At 62.5% G+C, this 16,808-nt stretch carries 15 protein-coding genes and 1 pseudogene; 6 read left to right on the forward strand and 10 right to left on the reverse strand.

The features are described from left to right. Nucleotides 1–195 precede the first annotated feature (195 nt). The 5 genes and pseudogenes from chrA to ACTJKS_RS26400 all read right to left on the reverse strand — a co-directional run bounded on the left by chrA (nt 196) and on the right by ACTJKS_RS26400 (nt 5,774). A pseudogene (gene chrA / locus ACTJKS_RS26380) lies at nt 196–1,522 on the reverse strand (chromate efflux transporter). Nucleotides 1,523–1,587: 65 nt separating this feature from the next. Further along, complete coding sequence (locus ACTJKS_RS26385; RefSeq protein WP_108183054.1) at nt 1,588–2,481, reverse strand: LysR family transcriptional regulator; 894 nt, start codon at nt 2,479–2,481, stop codon at nt 1,588–1,590. A 246-nt stretch (nt 2,482–2,727) separates the two neighbouring features. After that, entirely contained in the window at nt 2,728–3,627 is a 900-nt protein-coding gene (locus ACTJKS_RS26390; RefSeq protein ID WP_108183053.1) for a bestrophin family protein, read from the reverse strand. A gap of 35 nt (nt 3,628–3,662) precedes the next feature. Further along, the gene (gene moaA, locus ACTJKS_RS26395; RefSeq protein WP_108183052.1) at nt 3,663–4,661 is read right to left on the reverse strand and encodes a GTP 3',8-cyclase MoaA; all 999 of its coding nucleotides are present in this window, start codon (nt 4,659–4,661) and stop codon (nt 3,663–3,665) included. A 261-nt stretch (nt 4,662–4,922) separates the two neighbouring features. Beyond that, nucleotides 4,923–5,774, reverse strand: coding sequence for a CAP domain-containing protein (locus tag ACTJKS_RS26400; protein ID WP_108183051.1), 852 nt, complete (start codon nt 5,772–5,774; stop codon nt 4,923–4,925). Nucleotides 5,775–5,973: 199 nt separating this feature from the next. On the opposite strand from ACTJKS_RS26400, the gene ACTJKS_RS26405 reads away from it, so the two are divergent. Beyond that, nucleotides 5,974–6,594, forward strand: a complete 621-nt coding sequence (locus tag ACTJKS_RS26405; RefSeq protein WP_108183050.1) for a cell wall hydrolase — start codon at nt 5,974–5,976, stop codon at nt 6,592–6,594. On the opposite strand, the gene ACTJKS_RS26410 is transcribed toward ACTJKS_RS26405, so the two are convergent. Then, nucleotides 6,591–7,478 carry a LysR family transcriptional regulator gene (locus ACTJKS_RS26410; RefSeq protein WP_108183049.1) on the reverse strand — a complete coding sequence of 296 codons (888 nt, stop codon included), beginning with the start codon at nt 7,476–7,478 and terminating at the stop codon, nt 6,591–6,593. The two genes, ACTJKS_RS26405 and ACTJKS_RS26410, sit on opposite strands and share 4 nt — an antisense overlap. Nucleotides 7,479–7,581: 103 nt before the next feature. Here ACTJKS_RS26410 and ACTJKS_RS26415 point away from each other — a divergent pair, with 103 nt between their 5' ends. Next, entirely contained in the window at nt 7,582–8,970 is a 1,389-nt protein-coding gene (locus ACTJKS_RS26415) for an MFS transporter (RefSeq protein WP_108183048.1), read from the forward strand. Here the strand turns inward: ACTJKS_RS26415 and ACTJKS_RS26420 are convergent. Then, the gene (locus ACTJKS_RS26420; RefSeq protein ID WP_108183047.1) at nt 8,918–9,631 is read right to left on the reverse strand and encodes a murein L,D-transpeptidase catalytic domain family protein; all 714 of its coding nucleotides are present in this window, start codon (nt 9,629–9,631) and stop codon (nt 8,918–8,920) included. The genes ACTJKS_RS26415 and ACTJKS_RS26420 overlap by 53 nt on opposite strands. A gap of 150 nt (nt 9,632–9,781) precedes the next feature. On the opposite strand from ACTJKS_RS26420, the gene ACTJKS_RS26425 reads away from it, so the two are divergent. The 3 genes from ACTJKS_RS26425 (at nt 9,782) to ACTJKS_RS26435 (ending at nt 14,186) form a co-directional block, all read left to right on the forward strand. Further along, a complete protein-coding gene (locus ACTJKS_RS26425; RefSeq protein ID WP_440829039.1) occupies nt 9,782–11,398 on the forward strand; it encodes a L,D-transpeptidase family protein in 1,617 nt (538 codons plus the stop codon). Nucleotides 11,399–11,574: 176 nt separating this feature from the next. Beyond that, nucleotides 11,575–12,483: a glutaminase B gene (gene glsB / locus ACTJKS_RS26430; protein WP_108183045.1), complete on the forward strand. Its 909-nt coding sequence runs from the start codon at nt 11,575–11,577 to the stop codon at nt 12,481–12,483. A gap of 200 nt (nt 12,484–12,683) precedes the next feature. Next, entirely contained in the window at nt 12,684–14,186 is a 1,503-nt protein-coding gene (locus ACTJKS_RS26435; protein ID WP_108183044.1) for an aldehyde dehydrogenase family protein, read from the forward strand. Nucleotides 14,187–14,341: 155 nt separating this feature from the next. Here the strand turns inward: ACTJKS_RS26435 and ACTJKS_RS26440 are convergent, their stop codons facing one another. The 3 genes from ACTJKS_RS26440 to cynS form a co-directional block, all read right to left on the reverse strand. Then, nucleotides 14,342–15,001, reverse strand: a complete 660-nt coding sequence (locus ACTJKS_RS26440; protein ID WP_131671300.1) for a carbonic anhydrase — start codon at nt 14,999–15,001, stop codon at nt 14,342–14,344. Between the two features lie 12 nt (nt 15,002–15,013). Beyond that, nucleotides 15,014–15,250 (reverse strand): DUF2790 domain-containing protein, encoded by a 237-nt coding sequence (locus ACTJKS_RS26445; RefSeq protein WP_047293546.1) that lies wholly within the window; start codon nt 15,248–15,250, stop codon nt 15,014–15,016. An 82-nt stretch (nt 15,251–15,332) separates the two neighbouring features. Next, complete coding sequence (gene cynS / locus ACTJKS_RS26450; RefSeq protein ID WP_108183042.1) at nt 15,333–15,800, reverse strand: cyanase; 468 nt, start codon at nt 15,798–15,800, stop codon at nt 15,333–15,335. A 120-nt stretch (nt 15,801–15,920) separates the two neighbouring features. On the opposite strand from cynS, the gene cynR reads away from it, so the two are divergent. Further along, on the forward strand, nt 15,921–16,805 hold the full coding sequence (cynR, locus tag ACTJKS_RS26455) for a transcriptional regulator CynR (protein ID WP_108183041.1): 885 nt from the start codon (nt 15,921–15,923) through the stop codon (nt 16,803–16,805). Nucleotides 16,806–16,808: the final 3 nt, after the last annotated feature.

Here is a 16,808-nt window from a genome sequence, read left to right on the forward strand (position 1 = left end):
CCCTGTGACATGGGGCGCACACAGCGGAGACGTTCAACCTTTCTGGTTGTTGTGGTGACGTACTCATAACGCGTGTTTCCGTTGGCGGAAAGCGTCGGTGGCGGGGCAGACCCGCCGACCGGTGTGCCCGGATAGTAAGGGGCAATCTGCGGGCCTGTAAACCGCTGATTGCGCCCCGGCACCGTTGGACGACGTTCAGCGCAGCAGGTGAAAGCCCAGCCCGGCAAGGGCGCAAACGATCAACACTTCGATCACCCCGCGTTTGAAAATGAACAGCGCCAACGCCGCCAGCAGCGCCAGCCCGATCGAAAACAGATCCGGATGCCCGGCGAAACCGCTCGGCCAGAACACGTGATAAGCGAAGAAACACGCCAGGTTGAGGATCACCCCGACCACCGCCGCGGTGATCGCGGTCAACGGTGCAGTGAACTTCAGTTCGTTGTGGGTCGACTCCACCAGCGGCCCGCCGGCGAGGATGAACAGAAACGAAGGCAGGAAGGTGAACCAGGTCACCAGCGTCGCCGCCAGTGCACCGGCGGCGAACGCATGTTCCGCGCCGAATGCCGGTTGCACGTAGCCGCCGATGAAACCGACAAACGCCACCACCATGATCAGCGGGCCGGGTGTGGTTTCGCCGAGGGCGAGGCCGTCGATCATCTGCGTCGGCGTCAGCCAGCCGTAATGCCCGACCGCGCCTTGATACACATACGGCAACACCGCGTAAGCACCACCGAAGGTCAGCAGTGCGGCTTTGGTGAAGAACCAGCCCATTTGCGTGAAGGTGCCGTCCCAGCCGAACAGCGCGGTCAGCAGGCCCATCGGCAAACACCATAACGCCGCGCCGATCAACAGCAGGCGCCACAGCTTTGGCAGGCTGAAGCGCGCATGCTCAGGCGTTGGCGTGTCATCATCGATCAACGCCGGGCCGAAGGATTTGGCGCTGCTGCGCTGACCGCCGTTGTTGAAGCGCTGTGGCGCCAGTCGCCCGCCGAGATAACCGATCAGTGCCGCGCCGAGCACGATCAGTGGGAACGGCAGATTGAAGGCAAAAATCGCCACGAATGACGCCCCGGCGATCGCCCACAACCAACTGTTTTCCAGCGCCCGCGAGCCGATGCGGTGCGCCGCGTGCAAGACAATCGCGGTCACCGCCGGTTTGATCCCGTAGAAGATTCCGGCGACCACCGGCACGTCGCCGAAGGCGATGTACAGCCACGACAGCGCAATCAGGATGAACAGCGATGGCAGCACGAACAGTGCCCCGGCGATCACCCCGCCCCAGGTGCGATGCAACAGCCAGCCAATGTAGGTCGCCAGTTGCTGGGCCTCGGGGCCGGGCAGCAACATGCAGTAGTTGAGCGCATGCAGAAACCGTCGCTCGGAGATCCAGCGCCGGCGCTCGACCAGTTCCTGATGCATGATCGCGATCTGCCCGGCCGGGCCGCCGAAACCGATGCAGCCGAGCTNCCTGGCGCAGCGTTACGGGAGCGGGTCTGGGCAAATCTTCGGATGAGGTGTTCAAACGCGGCGCCTGCGGTGGATGTTGTCGGAGCCGCTATCTAAGCAGTTTTTTGTTCAAGTGTGGTGTCAGGCTTGGCCGTTTCCAAACAACTTGCGCGCCTCGGCAAAGCACTTCTCTGCGATCGCCGAACGCGGTTCGGTCTTGCGCATCACCAGCCCCAGCGGTGCCAGCACACTGGCATCCGGCAATTGCATGAACGACAGATGTTCGATCGGCTCTTCCAGCCCGCTGTCCAGCGGCATGATCGAGCAACAGAAGCCCTGATGAATGGCCTGCAACAGCTGATAGGTCGAATCGCTTTCCAGGATCGGCTGCGGATTGAGGCCGCGACTGCGGAAACTCAGGTCGATGGATTTGCGGTAATGCATGCCGGTGGTGATCATCCCCAGCGGCAGTTCGGCGGCGTCTTCCCAGCTGATGTCCGAGCCTTCGAAATGGAAGTGACGGTTGTCGTAAAGCAGCCCGACGCGGGTTTCGCCAATCTCGAAAAAATCGAAATAGTTGTGGTTGACGTGGTCGAGGTAGCACACGCCCAGGTCCAGTTGATTGTTGCCAAGCTCGGCGATGATCTCGTCTGAACTCCCCGACGACAGACTGAATTTCAGCTCGGGATACGTGCCGGACAAGCTCTGGATGTAATTGATCGGGTTGAAGTTGCTCAACGGCACCAGGCCCAGGCGCAGGCTGCCGACCAGTTGCCCGCGGCACGCTGCGGCCTCGGCAAACAGGCCGTCATGCGCGGCCAGCAGCGTGCGGGCCCAGGCCAGCACTCGTTCGCCGGCCTCGGTAAACCCTTCAAAGCGCTGGCCGCGATTGACCAGCACCAGATCCAGCTCATCTTCCAGGTTGCGCAGACGCATCGACAGGGTCGGCTGGGTAATGTGGCAGCGGGCGGCGGCCTGGCCGAAGTGTCGGGTTTCGTCCAGCGCGATCAGGAACTTGAGTTGTTTGATGTCCACGAAAGCACCTGCTCGTTGAGAAATCGGATTGAGTATCGACACAGCGGCGCGCAGCGCACGAAAAACGCGAGGTGCGACGATCTCACCTGACGGTATGTGCGCTGGATCGGAAGAATTGAATAGCCTGTCGATCCGCTCTGGCGCCCATGGTTTCAAAGGCGTTGGCCGAGGTCAACGGCGCCGATAGAGCAGATCGATTATGGGGTGGGTCAGAGTGATCAGACCGTACTTGCGGGGGGAGCGAGATCAGCTCAGCACATAGTCCACCGGCAACAACATCGGTGGCAGGTCGGTCTCACCCAGTTCGCTGAGAATATCGCGCTCGATGGTGCGCACCAGCGAGTCGGTCGCCAGGTCGTTTTCGTCGCGACCGAACGGGTCTTCCAGCTCATCGGCAATCGCGTCCAGACCAAAAAATGTGTAGCTGACAATCGCGGTAAACAGCGGCGTCAGCCAGCCCAGCGGTTCGGCCATGGCGAACGGCAACAGGATGCAGAACAGATAGATGGTGCGGTGCAGCAGCAGGGTGTAGGGGAAGGGCAGCGGGGTGTTCTTGATCCGTTCGCACACCGCTTGCGCCTGGGTCAGGCTGGTCAGGTGATTGGCCAGCAGCATGTAGCGCCACTCGCTCAGTTCGCCGCTCTGGTGCAGGTCGGAGCACTGTTGGCCGACCTGCTGCAGAATGCGCCCGCTGTAATCCGGCACCTGTGCATCGTGCTGCGGGGTGATCCACGCACGGCTGGCCGCCGCTTCGCTTTCCCGGCGCAACCGCGCATTCAGCGAGTGGGCGAAACCGCAGAGGTTGAGCAGCAACGGTTTGCGCTGCGCCGATTCGCGGATGACCTGGGTTTCGCGGATCACCGAACGAATGTGCACCAGCACATCGCCCCAGGCCTTGCGCGCTTCATACCAGCGGTCGTAGCAGGCGTTGTTGCGAAAACTCATGAAAATCGACAGCGACAAGCCGAGCAAGGTGAACGGCGTGGCGTTGACCTTGGTGAAGTTGCTCGGGTGGAGCATTTCCATCAGGACGATGGCCGAGGCCAGAAGCGTGACCATCAACGTGCGCAGGGCGATGCGTTTGGCGATCGAACCTTTCAGCGTGAAGAGAATGGCGAACTGGTTGACCTTGGGTCTGACGATCATGCTGGGCGATCCCGGTTACGCAGGGTGAGGGCGGCTCAACCGCCGGTCATGTTCATGAAGCGCACGACTTGAACGTCGTCGTTCACTTCGAAATTGTGCCGGTACGGCTTGAGTTTCATCGCCTCGATAATGGCCTTCTCCAGCCGTTGCGGTTGCCCCGGATGAGCACGCAACACGGCTTTGAGGTCCACCGAATGCTCGTTACCCAGACACAGTAGCAAACGCCCTTCGACGGTCAGCCGTACCCGGTTGCAGGTGCCACAGAAATTGTGGCTGTGCGGCGAGATAAAGCCCAGGCGAATGTCCGGTGCTTCGGCCACGCGCCAGTAGCGCGACGGGCCTTGGGTCGACTCGGCGGAATCGATCAGGGTGTAGCGCTCAGCGATTTTCTCGCGCACCTGGGCGCTGGAGAAAAACGACTCGGCGCGGCTGTGTTCGCTGATGATCCCCAGCGGCATTTCCTCGATGAAGGAGACATCGAGCTGGCGGTCGATGGCGAAGCTCACCAGATCATTGATCTCCTGATCGTTGCGCCCCTGCATCACCACCACGTTGAGTTTGGTTCGGGTGAAACCGGCCTTGCGCGCCGCATCGATGCCCTTGATCACCTGCGCCAGATCACCGGTGCGGGTCATTTGCTTGAAGCGATCCGGGTCGAGGCTGTCGAGGCTGATGTTCAGACGGCTGACCCCGGCGTCGAACAGCGGCGCGGCGAGTTTGTCCAGTTGCGAGCCGTTGGTGGTCATGCACAGCTCACGCAGGCCGGGCAGGGCGGCGATCTGTTCGCACAGTTTGACGACGCCCGGACGGATCAGCGGCTCGCCACCCGTCAGGCGAATCTTGCGCGTGCCCAGCGCCACGAAGCGCTGCGCCAGTTGATAGATCTCCTCCAGCGTCAGCACTTGCTGGCGCGGCAGAAACTGCATGTCCTCGGCCATGCAATACACGCAGCGGAAGTCGCAGCGGTCGGTAACCGACATGCGCAGATAGTCGACACGGCGGTTGTAACCATCGATCAAGACACGCTCTGACATGACAGCCTTGCAGGAGTAGAGAAGCCGCATTCAGCGGAAGGAATGGAGTGCACGCAGGTTAGGGGCAACGTTGGCAAGCGTCCAATCACTATTAGTGAATGGCTGATTGATGCGCTCGATGATGAGTGGATTGTTCAGCGGGACGACGATCGGGTTTGAACGCCCACAGTGGGCGTGCTCGTGACGGCGTCCGTGCAGTCGCCACCGGTGTCAGAGCACACCCACTGTCAGCTGTGATCGCTGATGTTCCATCAATCAGGATTACGGCGCGCCAAACATCGCAGTCCAGTAAATGCCGGCGCTGCTTTTCGGGTCGGTCGCGTAGGCGGCGCCGAGCTCCTTGTATTGTGGGTTCATCAGGTTGGCGCAGTGGCCGGGGCTGGCGAGCCAGCCGTCGACGACTTTGCGCACGGTGTCTTGCCCGGCGGCGATGTTTTCGGCGACCTGCTGGCCACTGTAGCCGGCCAGTTCGGCGCGGTCGCCCGGGGTGCGGCCGTCACGGTCCTTGTGGTCGAAGTAATTGTTGTTGGCCATGTCGCGGCTGTGATCCTGGGCGATCGTGCCCAGGCTCGCATTCCAGGCCAATGGCGCAGCGGCGGAAAAGGCCAGGCCGCCGCATTGACGTGGCTGGGCGCGGGCGGCGTTGAGTTGTTCAAGCAACTTCTGGCCTTCACTCTGCGCATCCCCGAGTTTTGCCGACAGCAGTGGACGTGCCAGCACAATGCGCCAGTCGCGATCGGCGCGGCTCACGCCGACATCGACGAACTGCGGATCCAGCACCACCTGACAGAAGCTCTCCTCAATCGCCTTCATCGCCGACGCCGCATCGCGTGGGCCGTTGAGGGTGATCGCCTGCACATTGACCATCGGGTAACTGGCGCTGGCCATGGCCTGTTGCAGATCTACAGCGCCGGTGGCCGGCAGTCTCAGTCGTGGGTCGGCCGACAGCGGTGGCAGTTCATTGGACGCCTGGCTGCCGCAACGCTGCGGTTGGCTGCGGTAGGCATTGATCGACTCGATCAGTTGCGACTCGTCGGCAGCCATGGCCGAGGCGGCCACGGCCAGCCCAAAGGACAGCGCGGCAAAGCGCAAAACGGATGGCATGAAACGCATGGAAATCTCCTTGAGCGGAATGCGCTCATGATGCGCGAAAGGCCCCCGGTCCGTGCAATGTCTTTTTTCTTCATCGAGCCGGTTTTTCTGCGGAACGTTACGCCGGCCTTTGCCGTCTACACTCTCCGAAGGCCCCGGGAACCGGGCGTCTCCCCCACGAAACACCTTGCCCGGAACGGGCGCTGCCGGAATAACTGACATGGGATTGAAATGGTTGGCTGGCTGTTTCGCAGTAACCCTGATGGCTGGTGTGGTGATGGCCACCGATCAGGCCCCGATCAAGGCCAAGGCCGAAGAAAAAGCCCAGGTGCTGGAAGAGAAAGCCGCCGACAAAGTCAGCGCGGCGCCGGCACCCAAATCCGAAGCGATCACACCGACTGAAGTACAAGCCGTGGACCCCGCCGGCACCGCGCCGCTGGACGATCCGATCACCTGCCTGGCACGCAGTATCTACTGGGAAGCCAAGGGTCGTGACACTGCGGAAATGCAGGCCGTGGCCAACGTGGTGATGAACCGCCTCGGCCATGACGGCTTCCCCGACACCGTGTGTGCTGTGGTCAAACAAGGGTCGGAAACCAAGAGCTGCCAGTTTTCCTGGTGGTGCGATGGCAAGGCCGATCAGGTCAAGGAAGACGCCGAATACACCTTGGCCAAGGACATCGCCGGCAAGGCGCTCAACCGCCAGTTGCCGGATCGCACCCATGGCGCGTTGTACTTTCATGATCGCAACGTGCACCCGAGCTGGGCCAAGGAGTACAAAAAGACCGCCGCGGTCGGCAAATTCCTGTTCTATAAACCGGCCGGCGGCGATGCGCGTTAGACGCAGACTTCCCGTACGCAATTGCGCAACCAGCGGTGCGCCGGGTCGGCGTCCATGCGCGGGTGCCAGAGCATCGACACGCTGATCGGCGGCATCCTGAAAGGCAGGGCGAAGCTGTGCAGGCCCATGCGCAGCTTACTGGTGTGACGCTCTGGAACCGTGGCGATCAGGTCTGATTCGCGGACCAGCGTCAGCGCCGCCGAAAATCCGCCGAATGAAGTGACGATATCCCGCGTCAGATCCGCAGCCAGCAACGCTTCGTCCACCGGGCCGCTGCTGCGCCCGCGACGTGAGATGAGAATGTGCTGGCCGCCGGCGAAGCGTTTGCTGCTGATCTTGCCCGCACTCAACGGATGGCCCTCACGGACTACACCAATCCAGTGATCCTGAAACAGGATACGGCTGTGCAACGTCGGGTCGGTGCTGTCATCGACCACACCGGTCTCCAGATCCACCCGGCCTTCGCGTAGAAGGGTGCTGTCCTTGTCGGCCTTCTGCACAAAGCGCAGGCGCACGCCGGGTGCTTCTTCGGCGATGCGCGCGAGCAGGGCGGCGGCGAAGGTTTCAACAAAACCGTCGGTGTTGCGCAGGGTGAAGGTGCGCTGCAGCTGGCCGGGGTCGAGAATCTCGGCGGGGCGCAAAGCGGCCTCTGCTTCCTGCACCAGCGTGCTGACTCGCTCACGCAACTCCAGCGCACGCGGGGTCGGCACCAGACCTCGGCCGGCGCGCACCAGCAACGGATCGCCGGTGGTCTCGCGCAGTCGGGCCAGCGCACGGCTCATGGCCGAGGGGCTCAGCTGCAGAATTTGCGCGGCGCGGGCGACGCTGCCTTCGCGCAGCAGTACGTCAAGGGTGATCAACAGGTTAAGGTCCGGTGCGCTCATGACATGGCGTTCCATGCAGGTATCAAGTGCAAAGCATGCGTCTTGCGCCTTGCCTTGTCGAGACTCAGGCTATGCCGTCTGACCATTGCACCAGGAGCGCCCGATGCCCGGATCCCCCTTGCCACCTCAAGCCCGCTGGGCGCTGACCAGCCTGGCGCTGTCGATGTTGATGCCGTCACTGGACACCAGCATCGCCAACGCCGGATTACCCACCCTGGCCGCAGCGTTCGATGCGACGTTTCAACAGGTGCAATGGATCGTGCTGGCGTATCTGCTGGCGGTCACCACGTTGATTGTTAGCGTCGGGCGTCTGGGCGATGTGTTCGGGCGGCGGCGATTGCTGCTGATCGGCATTGGCATTTTTACCAGTGGGTCGTTGTGTTGCGCACTGGCTCCGGGGTTGGGCTGGTTGATCGGCGCCCGGGCCGTGCAGGGCCTTGGCGCGGCAATCATGTTCGCCTTGACCGTGGCGCTGGTGGCGGATGCGGTGCCCAAAGCGCGGGCGGGCAGTGCGATGGGCCTGCTCGCGACGATGTCGGCCACCGGCACCAGCCTCGGGCCGTCACTGGGTGGTCTGTTGATCGCGCATGTCGGTTGGCCGTCGATCTTTGTCCTCAACGTGCCCTTGGGCTTGCTCAATGCGTGGCTGGTTTATCGCTTTCTGCCGGCCGATCGCCCGGCCAAATCGGCAGTCGCGTTTGATTACCTCGGCACCGTGGTGCTGGTATTGACGCTGGCCGCCTACGCGCTGGCGATGACGCTCGACGGCCATACATTGATGTTGCTGCTGGTCAGCCTGTGCGGAGCAGGGGTGTTTGTTGCGGTCGAGATGAAAGCCAAGGCGCCACTGATTCGTTTGTCATTGTTCGCCGATGCGCGTCTGAGCAGCAGCCTTGCGCTGACATTGCTGGTGACGACGGTGATGATGACCACGCTGGTGGTCGGGCCGTTTTACCTGAGCCGAGGCCTGGGACTGGGCAGCACCGTGGTCGGCCTGGCGTTGTCAGTCGGGCCGCTGCTGGCCGCGTGCGGCGGGGTGCCGGCCGGGCGTCTGGTGGATCGCTTCGGTGCGCGGCGTGTGGTGCCGGGGGCGTTGCTCGGGATGGTCGGGGGTTGCAGCTTGTTGGCGTTGTTGCCGATGCGTCTCGGCCTGCCGGGGTATCTGTTGCCGATGGCGGTGATTGCCAGCAGTTACGCATTGTTTCAGGCGGCGAACAATACCGGGTTGATGGCGACGGTCAGTCAGGATCAGCGCGGCGTAGTGTCGGCTCTGCTCGGGCTGTCGCGCAATCTCGGACTGATCACCGGCGCGGCGGTCATGGGCGCGGTGTTTGCCTTCGCTACTGGCAACCCGACGCAAGCCCCGGCCGACGTCATCGGCAGCGGCTTACACAGTACGTTCGGGGTTGCGGCGGTGTTGATGGTCATGGCCCTGATCGTCAGCTGGCGTGGGTACTCAAGATACTCGCCACCTGTTGTGGCTGGCAGTTGAGGTACGGCGAGGACTTCAGCCAGCGCTGATCCGGGTACCAGGAAAACATGAACTGGCCGTCCTTGAGTTTGTCGATCACCTGCCTTGCCACTTGCGGACGCACCGCCGGGCAACCCTGGCTGCGTCCGATTCGGCCTTGACGCTTGCTCCACAGCGGATTCACGTAGTCGGCGGCGTGGATCACGATGGCGCGGTCGCGGGCCAGATCATTGAAGCCCGGCTCCAGACCGTCCATGCGCAGCGAATAACCATGGGTTCCCTCGTAACTTTCCTGGGTGCGGAACAGCCCGAGGCTGGACTGGTAACTGCCTTCGCGATTGGAGAACTGAGTGGCGAAGTTTTCCCCGGAATTCGAACCATGGGCGACCAGGTCGCGCAGCACCAGTTTCTGTCTGCTCAGGTCGAAGATCCACAGCCGGCGCGCGGTGGAGGGTTGCGAGTAATCGATGATCGCCAGATGGCGTGAGGGGCGCGCGCCGTTGTTGACCGCGCATTGCATGGCGTTCAAGGCGCCTTTGAGCGCTTGGGGATTGAGTTCCGGCGCGGCGTGCGCGAGGCTGGTGAAGAGAACCGGCGATGGCTTGCCGGCGGCGAAAGCTGGGCTGCTCACGGCGACGAGGGTCGCGCTGGTCAGCAGAAGTCGGCGCAAAAACGTCAACATTTATACAGTGTCCTCACTGGCTACTTATTTGGCACTTTGGCTCCTGACTCCCAGTCATACCCGACAGACCCCTGTTTCGAGCCTGACTGTTCAGCGCACCTGATGTAAGGTTGACCGTCAATGAGACGGCCACGGATTGGAGTAAAGCAGTTGTTCAAAAAGTACGCATGCTACTTGAGCATTTGTTTGCTCGCTGCGCCGTTTGTCGCTTGTGCCGATGAACCCTTGCTGCCGTTGCAGACCCTGCCGACGCCGCCGGCGCAAATGCCGGTCGAACCACAAAGTCCGCTGCAAGCGGTGCTGATCGGTTTGCCTCAGGCATGCCCGGCGATTGCCGCACAGCTGAGTGGTCCGGCGCTGGCGCAACTGCAAGCGTTCTACCAGCAGCAGGACTGGCTGCCGGTGTGGGCCAGCGAGTCCGGGCGTTTGCCGGTCTTGCGTGCGCAGTTGCAGTTGTTGGCCGACGATGGCCTCAATCCCAAGCGCTATCCGGTGGCCGTCAATCCACCGCAGGACGGCGAGTTGTGTGCCGATATCGACATCAGCCGCTTTTATCTGCAAGCGCTGCAAGACCTGCATTTCGGGCGTCTGTTGCAGTCGCATTTCGAGCCGCTGTGGCATGCCGATGACACCCCGCGTGATCGTCAGGCTGAATTGCTGTTGATCGCCGTCCCCGGCCTGCACGACATCAAAGCCGCGTTCGATCTGGCGCGTCCGCGTCTGGCGCAGTACCAAAGCCTGCGTCATCTCTACGCCAGCCAACGGCTGCAGGCCTTGCCGCACTGGCAGTCGGTGGGCAACGGCCCGCTGCTGCGCCCGGCGATGGAGGACAAGCGCGTGCCGGAACTGGCCCAGCGCCTGTTCAACGAAGGCTATCTGACTCACGTCACCGGCACGCCCGGCAATGCCTATGAAGGCGTGCTGGTGGAAGCGGTGAAGAGCTTTCAGGCCAACCATTCGCTGCAGGCCGACGGGGTGGTCGGGCCGGGAACGATTGCCGAACTGAACATCAGTCCGCTGACGCGCCGCGAGCAGTTGCGAGTCAACCTCGAACGCTTCCGCTGGCTGGCCCAAGACATGGAGCCCAATGGCTTGCTCGTTAACGTCGCCGCCGCCGAACTGACCCTGTATCAGGGCGGTGTGCCGGTCTGGCAGACCCGTACCCAGGTCGGTCGCGCCGAACGGCAGACCCCGCTGCTCAAATCCCGGGTCACGCGCCTGACCCTGAACCCGACCTGGACCGTGCCGCCGACCATCTGGAAAGAAGACAAACTGCCGGCGATCCGCAAGGATCAGACCTTCCTCAGCCGGCAGAACCTGCAAGTCCTAGACGCCCATGGCCAGCCGTTGGCCGCAGCGGATATCGACTGGGACAACCCCGGCAACATCATGCTGCGCCAGGAGGCCGGGCCGCGTAATCCGCTGGGGCAACTGGTGATCCGCTTCCCCAACCCGTTCGCGGTGTACCTGCACGATACGCCGAGCAAGGCCCTGTTCGACAAAGGCCCGCGCGCCTTCAGCTCGGGCTGTGTGCGGGTCGAGCACCCGATGCAACTGCGTGACCTGCTGTTGACCCCGGCGGAACGTACGCGTACCGACACGTTGCTCGCCACCGGCAGCACCCACGAATTCCGCCTGTCGGCCCCGGTGCCGATCCTGATGACCTACTGGACGGCGCAGGTCGGCAAGGATGGGCAAGTGCGTTATGCGCCGGATATCTACAGCCGCGACAGTGCGCTGCTCGCCGGCCTCGACGGCGCACACTGACCGATCTCCGTAGGAGCTGCCGCAGGCTGCGATCTTTTGATCTTGATTTTGAAAGGCAAGGTCAAAAGATCGCAGCCTTCGGCAGCTCCTACAGGGTTTGTGTGATTCCGCAAGCTTGCGCAGCGTCTAGCCCCAGTGTCCCCGCAATCCCATGGGGCGAGACTTCGGAACCCGGCATGCAAGCGCTGTTGAACGAGATTCTTGACGCTGTCCGGCCCCTGATCGGGCAGGGCAAAGTGGCTGACTACATTCCCGCCCTCGGCATTGTGCCGGCCAATCAACTGGGCATCGCCGTGTACGGCAACGACGGCGAAATGTATTGCGCCGGCGATGCCGAGACGCCGTTCTCGGTGCAGAGTATTTCCAAGGTGTTCAGCCTGGTGCAGGCCATCGAGCATTCCGGCGAGGCGATTTGGGAGCGTCTGGGACACGAGCCGTCCGGCCAGCCGTTCAACTCGCTGGTGCAGCTGGAGTTCGAGCGCGGGCGTCCGCGCAATCCGTTCATCAACGCCGGGGCGCTGGTGATCTGCGACATCAACCAGTCGCGATTCGCCGCGCCGGCCCTGTCGATGCGTGACTTCGTGCGGCGCCTGTCGGGCAATCCACAGGTGATCGTCGACGGCAAGGTCGCCGAATCCGAATACCAGCACCGCGCCCGCAACGCGGCCATGGCGTACCTGATGCAATCGTTCGGCAACTTCCACAACGACGTCGAAGCGGTATTGCGCAGCTACTTCAGCCACTGCGCGTTGCGCATGAACTGTATCGACCTGGCGCGGGCGTTCTGCTTCCTCGCCAACGACGGGTTCTGCAAACACAGCGGCGAACAGATCCTCACCCGTCGCCAGACTCAGCAGGTCAACTCGATCATGGCCACCAGCGGTTTGTACGACGAGGCCGGCAATTTCGCCTATCGCGTCGGCCTGCCGGGCAAGAGCGGGGTCGGCGGCGGGATTGTCGCGGTGGTGCCGGGGCAATTCAGCGTGTGCGTATGGTCGCCGGAACTCAATGCTGCTGGCAACTCGCTGGCGGGGATGGCAGCGCTGGAGATGCTCAGCTCGCGGATTGGCTGGTCAGTCTTCTGACCCGATCTTTCAAACACTGCAAAACCCTGTGGGAGCTGGCTTGCCAGCGATAGCGGTGGTTCAGCAACATCGATGCCGGGCTTGCCGGCCTCATCGCTGGCAAGCCAGCTCCCACAGGTTTGATGCTGTTTGTAGAAGGTGTATTACAGCGCAGAATCCGCTACATTTTCCGGCCGCCCCTCATATGGTGAATCCGCTTCATGTCTCTTGCGCTCGAACGTCTAGTCGCCGGTACGCCGATCCCTTTCGCTGGTAACCGCGTGACCGTGGTCAGCCCCGAACTGGCGGCGCGGTTTCAGCCCGGTGACCACCTTTTGGTCGAGCAGGTGAGTGGCGAGCTGTTGCTGATTGCGGTGGTCGATCAACAGGCCGCTGCGGTGGCCATCGAACGCGCTGAAGCGGCTTTCACTGCCTTGTCGGCGGTGACCGACCAAGCCATCAGTCGTTTCTTCGATCTGTTCGCCCAACGTCTGGAAACCCCGGAATGCTGGAGCCTGATCGAAGCGGCGAACCTGGCCGACATCGAACGCGCCAAGGCCCGTGGTCGCTCCACCACCCGGCTGCTCGCCGACGAGCGCATGCGCCGTGACATGATCGCCGGTCTGCGCGCCTGGCGTGATGCGCCGGCCACGCGCGGCAAGGTCATCAGCAGCGTCGAACACGACGGCTGGAAAGTCGAACAAGTGGTGTCGCCGCTGGGCATTGTGGCGTTCGTGTTTGAAGGGCGGCCGAACGTGTTCGCCGATGCCGCCGGCGTACTGCGCACTGGCAACACCGCGGTGCTGCGCATCGGCAGCGACGCGTTGGGCACCGCGCAAGCGATCGTCACTCACGCGCTGAACCCGGCGCTGGCCGATGCCGGTCTGCCGGCGGGGGCGGTGTCGCTGGTGGAGAGCGTCAATCACGCCGCCGGTTGGGCGATGTTCGCCGACCGGCGTCTGTCGCTGGCGGTGGCCCGGGGTTCGGGGCGTGCGGTCAGCCAGTTGGGCAGCATCGCCCAGCAAGCGGGCACGGCGGTCAGCCTGCATGGCACTGGCGGCGCATGGCTGATTGCCGATCGTGATGCCGATGCCACACGCTTCGCCGCCGTGGTGCGCAACTCGCTGGATCGCAAGGTCTGCAACACGCTGAACGTTTGCCTGATTCAACGCGACCGTGTCGCCGAACTGCTGCCGTTGTTCCTCGATGCGCTCAAACAAGCGGGAACAGCACGCGGGCAGGGCTGCAAACTGCACATCGTCGCCGGCAGTGAAAGCTACCTGCCGGCCGAGTGGCAGAACACAACGGTCGAGGTCTATCGCGCCGAGGGTTATCAGACCGAGGCCTTGGCCGAAGCGCTGGCGGAGTCCGATTTGGGTCGCGAGTGGGAATGGGAAGAAACCCCGGAAGTCAGTCTGATGATCGTCGATGATCTGGATCAGGCGATCGCGCTGTTCAACCGCTACAGCCCGCAGTTCACGGTGTCGCTGATCAGCGAGGATGCGGCGGCCCAGGAACGTTTCTACAACGCGGTGAACGCGCCGTTTGTGGGCAACGGGATTACCCGTTGGGTCGATGGGCAGTACGCGTTGAACAAACCGGAGCTGGGGCTTTCGAACTGGGAGAGCGGGCGCCTGTTTGCGCGCAGTGCGATTCTTTCGGGGGATGGGGTGTTTACGGTTCGTAGTCGCATGACGCAGGTTGATCTCAGCGTAAAACGCTGAAAACGCCTTATCCCGATTGATGCACACCGGCCCTGTGGTGAGGGGATTTATCCCCGATGGGGCGCGAAGCGGCCCCAAGAGATCGGGCCTGCTGCGCAGTCCATCGGGGATAAATCCCCTCGCCACAAGTTCCTCTTCACCTCAGCGGATTTGTATCAGGCGGCTGCGCTGGCGTTTGCCTGAATGGCACACGTCGCCGGTTGCTCAGCCAGCGGCACAAACGTACGGCGATCCGCCGCCAGCGCGTCGATTGACCCGGTCTCGATGTCATAGACCCAGCCATGCAGGTTCAGCAGGCCTTTCTCCTGGGCCAGGCGCACGCTCGGGTGGGTCTGAATGTTCGCCAGTTGCGCGATCACATTTTCCCGCACCATCGCACTCAATTTCGCCGCGTCATTGGCATGCGGTCGTGCCTCGTTCACCACTTTCGCCGACTCGGCATGTTGCAGCCAGCCGCTGACGGCGGGCAGGTGATCCATACATTTGCATTGGGCAATCGCGGTCATCGCGCCGCAATCGGAGTGGCCGCAGATCACGATGTCAGTCACCCCAAGCACCGCCACCGCATATTCCACCGTCGCCGACACCCCGCCCGGATGCGGGCTGTAGGACGGCACGATATTGCCTGCGTTACGGATCACGAACAGCTCGCCGGGTTCTTGCTGGGTCAGCAGTTCCGGCACCACGCGGCTGTCGGAACAGGTGATGAACAAGGTCCCGGGTTGTTGAGTGGTCGCCAAGTGTTTGAACAGTTCGGTGCGTTGCGGAAACGCCTCGTTCTGGAACTTCAGGAAGCCTTCGATCAGGTTTTTCATGGTGTTGTCCTCTCAGTTCGAACAGCCGGTGCCGAATTCGCTGTATTGAAGAATGTGTTTTGCGCCGTGGCTGTCGAGGTAGGTCATCTCGACCGGTACAACGCCGCAGACGTCGGCGACCGGGGTGATGCTCACGACTTCAGCAATATCCAGCGCCATGCCGTAGCGGTAGGCAATGGCCTCTTCATCAGCCTGGGCCTGGGCGGCGAGGCCGGCGAGCAGGGCCAGGGTCAACAGAATTTTGTGCATGGGGCAGCCTCCAGGCAGATGGGGTGACGACTTGGCAATTGAGATTTGGATGGGCCCGCACCTCAGGTGCGGGCCGGGTGGATCAGAACGGACGCAGCGGCAGGAACTTGCCGTCGAGGGTGACCACGGCGCGGGAGCCGCCTTCCGGGTCTTCGACTTTCTTGATGTCGAGCTTGAAGTTGATGGCGCTGATGATGCCGTCGCCGAACTGCTCGTGGACCAGGGCTTTGAGGGTGGTGCCGTAGATCTGGATCATCTCGTGGAAGCGGTAGATGGTCGGGTCGGTCGGCACGCCGCTGAGGCTGCCACGCAACGGGATGATCTGCAGGGCGGCAACGGCGTCGGCGTCCAGTTCAAGCTTGGCGCCGACCACTCGCGCGGCGTCTTGCGGCAAAGGGTGCTGGCCGAGCAGGGCCGCAGTGACGTAGGCCAGGCTCAGGCCGGTGTCGTCAGCCAGATCCTGCCACGACAGATTTTTGCGGGCCTTGATGTCGAGAATGCGGGTGGTCAGGGCCAGGCTGGCATCGTTGTAAGCGTGGGACTGTTGCATGGTGTCGCTCCTTTCAAGGTTGGCTTGCTGTGTGGGAGCCATCTTCTGCCGGTTGATCCATAGCGTCCAAGACCGATATACAATGCTTTGCATAAGTCCTGCCTATAGATGGTGAGCCCGATGCTGTTGCGACATTTGCGTTATCTGCTGGCCGTGGCCGACCACGGCGGATTCACCCGGGCGGCGGAGGCGTTGCACGTGTCGCAGCCGACCCTGTCGCAACAGATCCGCCAACTTGAGGAAACTCTGGGGGTGGCCCTGTTCGATCGCACTTCGCGCACGGTCAAGGCCACCGATGCCGGCGAGGCTTACATCGAATGCGCGCGGCGGGTGCTGGTGGAGCTGGAGGCGGGCAAGCGGGCGTTGCATGACGTGAAGGATCTGTCCCGTGGCAACCTGCGCCTGGCCATGACCCCGACCTTCATGGCGTATCTGGTCGGGCCGTTGGTGCGTGATTTCGCGGCGCGCTACCCGGGTATCCACCTGCAGATTTTCGAGCTGTCGATGGACGATATCGAAGCGGGACTGGCGGACGATTCGCTGGACATCGCGATTGCCTTTACCCCGGTGCGCCACCCCGATCTCGAGTGCATTCCGGCGTTTACCGAAACCCTGGGAGTCATGGTCGGGCGTGAACATCCGCTGTACGACAGCAGCGGGATACTGACGTCGAGTGACCTTGCACAGCTGGATTTCGCCTTGCTGGCACCGGACTTCATTACCCGGTTATCAATCGATGAATATTTTCGTCAGTTGGGGATCACGCCGCAGGTGCGGATCGAGGTGAACTCGGTGAGCACGTTGCTGGAGGTGGTGCGACATGCGCCGATGGCGACGATGTTGCCCGAGGCGATTGCTACCGAGGATCGGGCGTTGCGCAGGCTGCCAATCGAGAACGAAGCGCCGCAGCGTGGGGCGGCGTTGTTGCGCCGGCGCAATAATTATCACAGCGCGGCAGCGCTGGCGTTCATGAACCTGGTACTGGAACTCAATATCCCCCTGTAGGAG

Origin of the sequence: Pseudomonas sp. 22189, assembly GCF_052045635.1 — a bacterium.
GTDB classification, from domain to species: domain Bacteria; phylum Pseudomonadota; class Gammaproteobacteria; order Pseudomonadales; family Pseudomonadaceae; genus Aquipseudomonas; species Aquipseudomonas parakoreensis.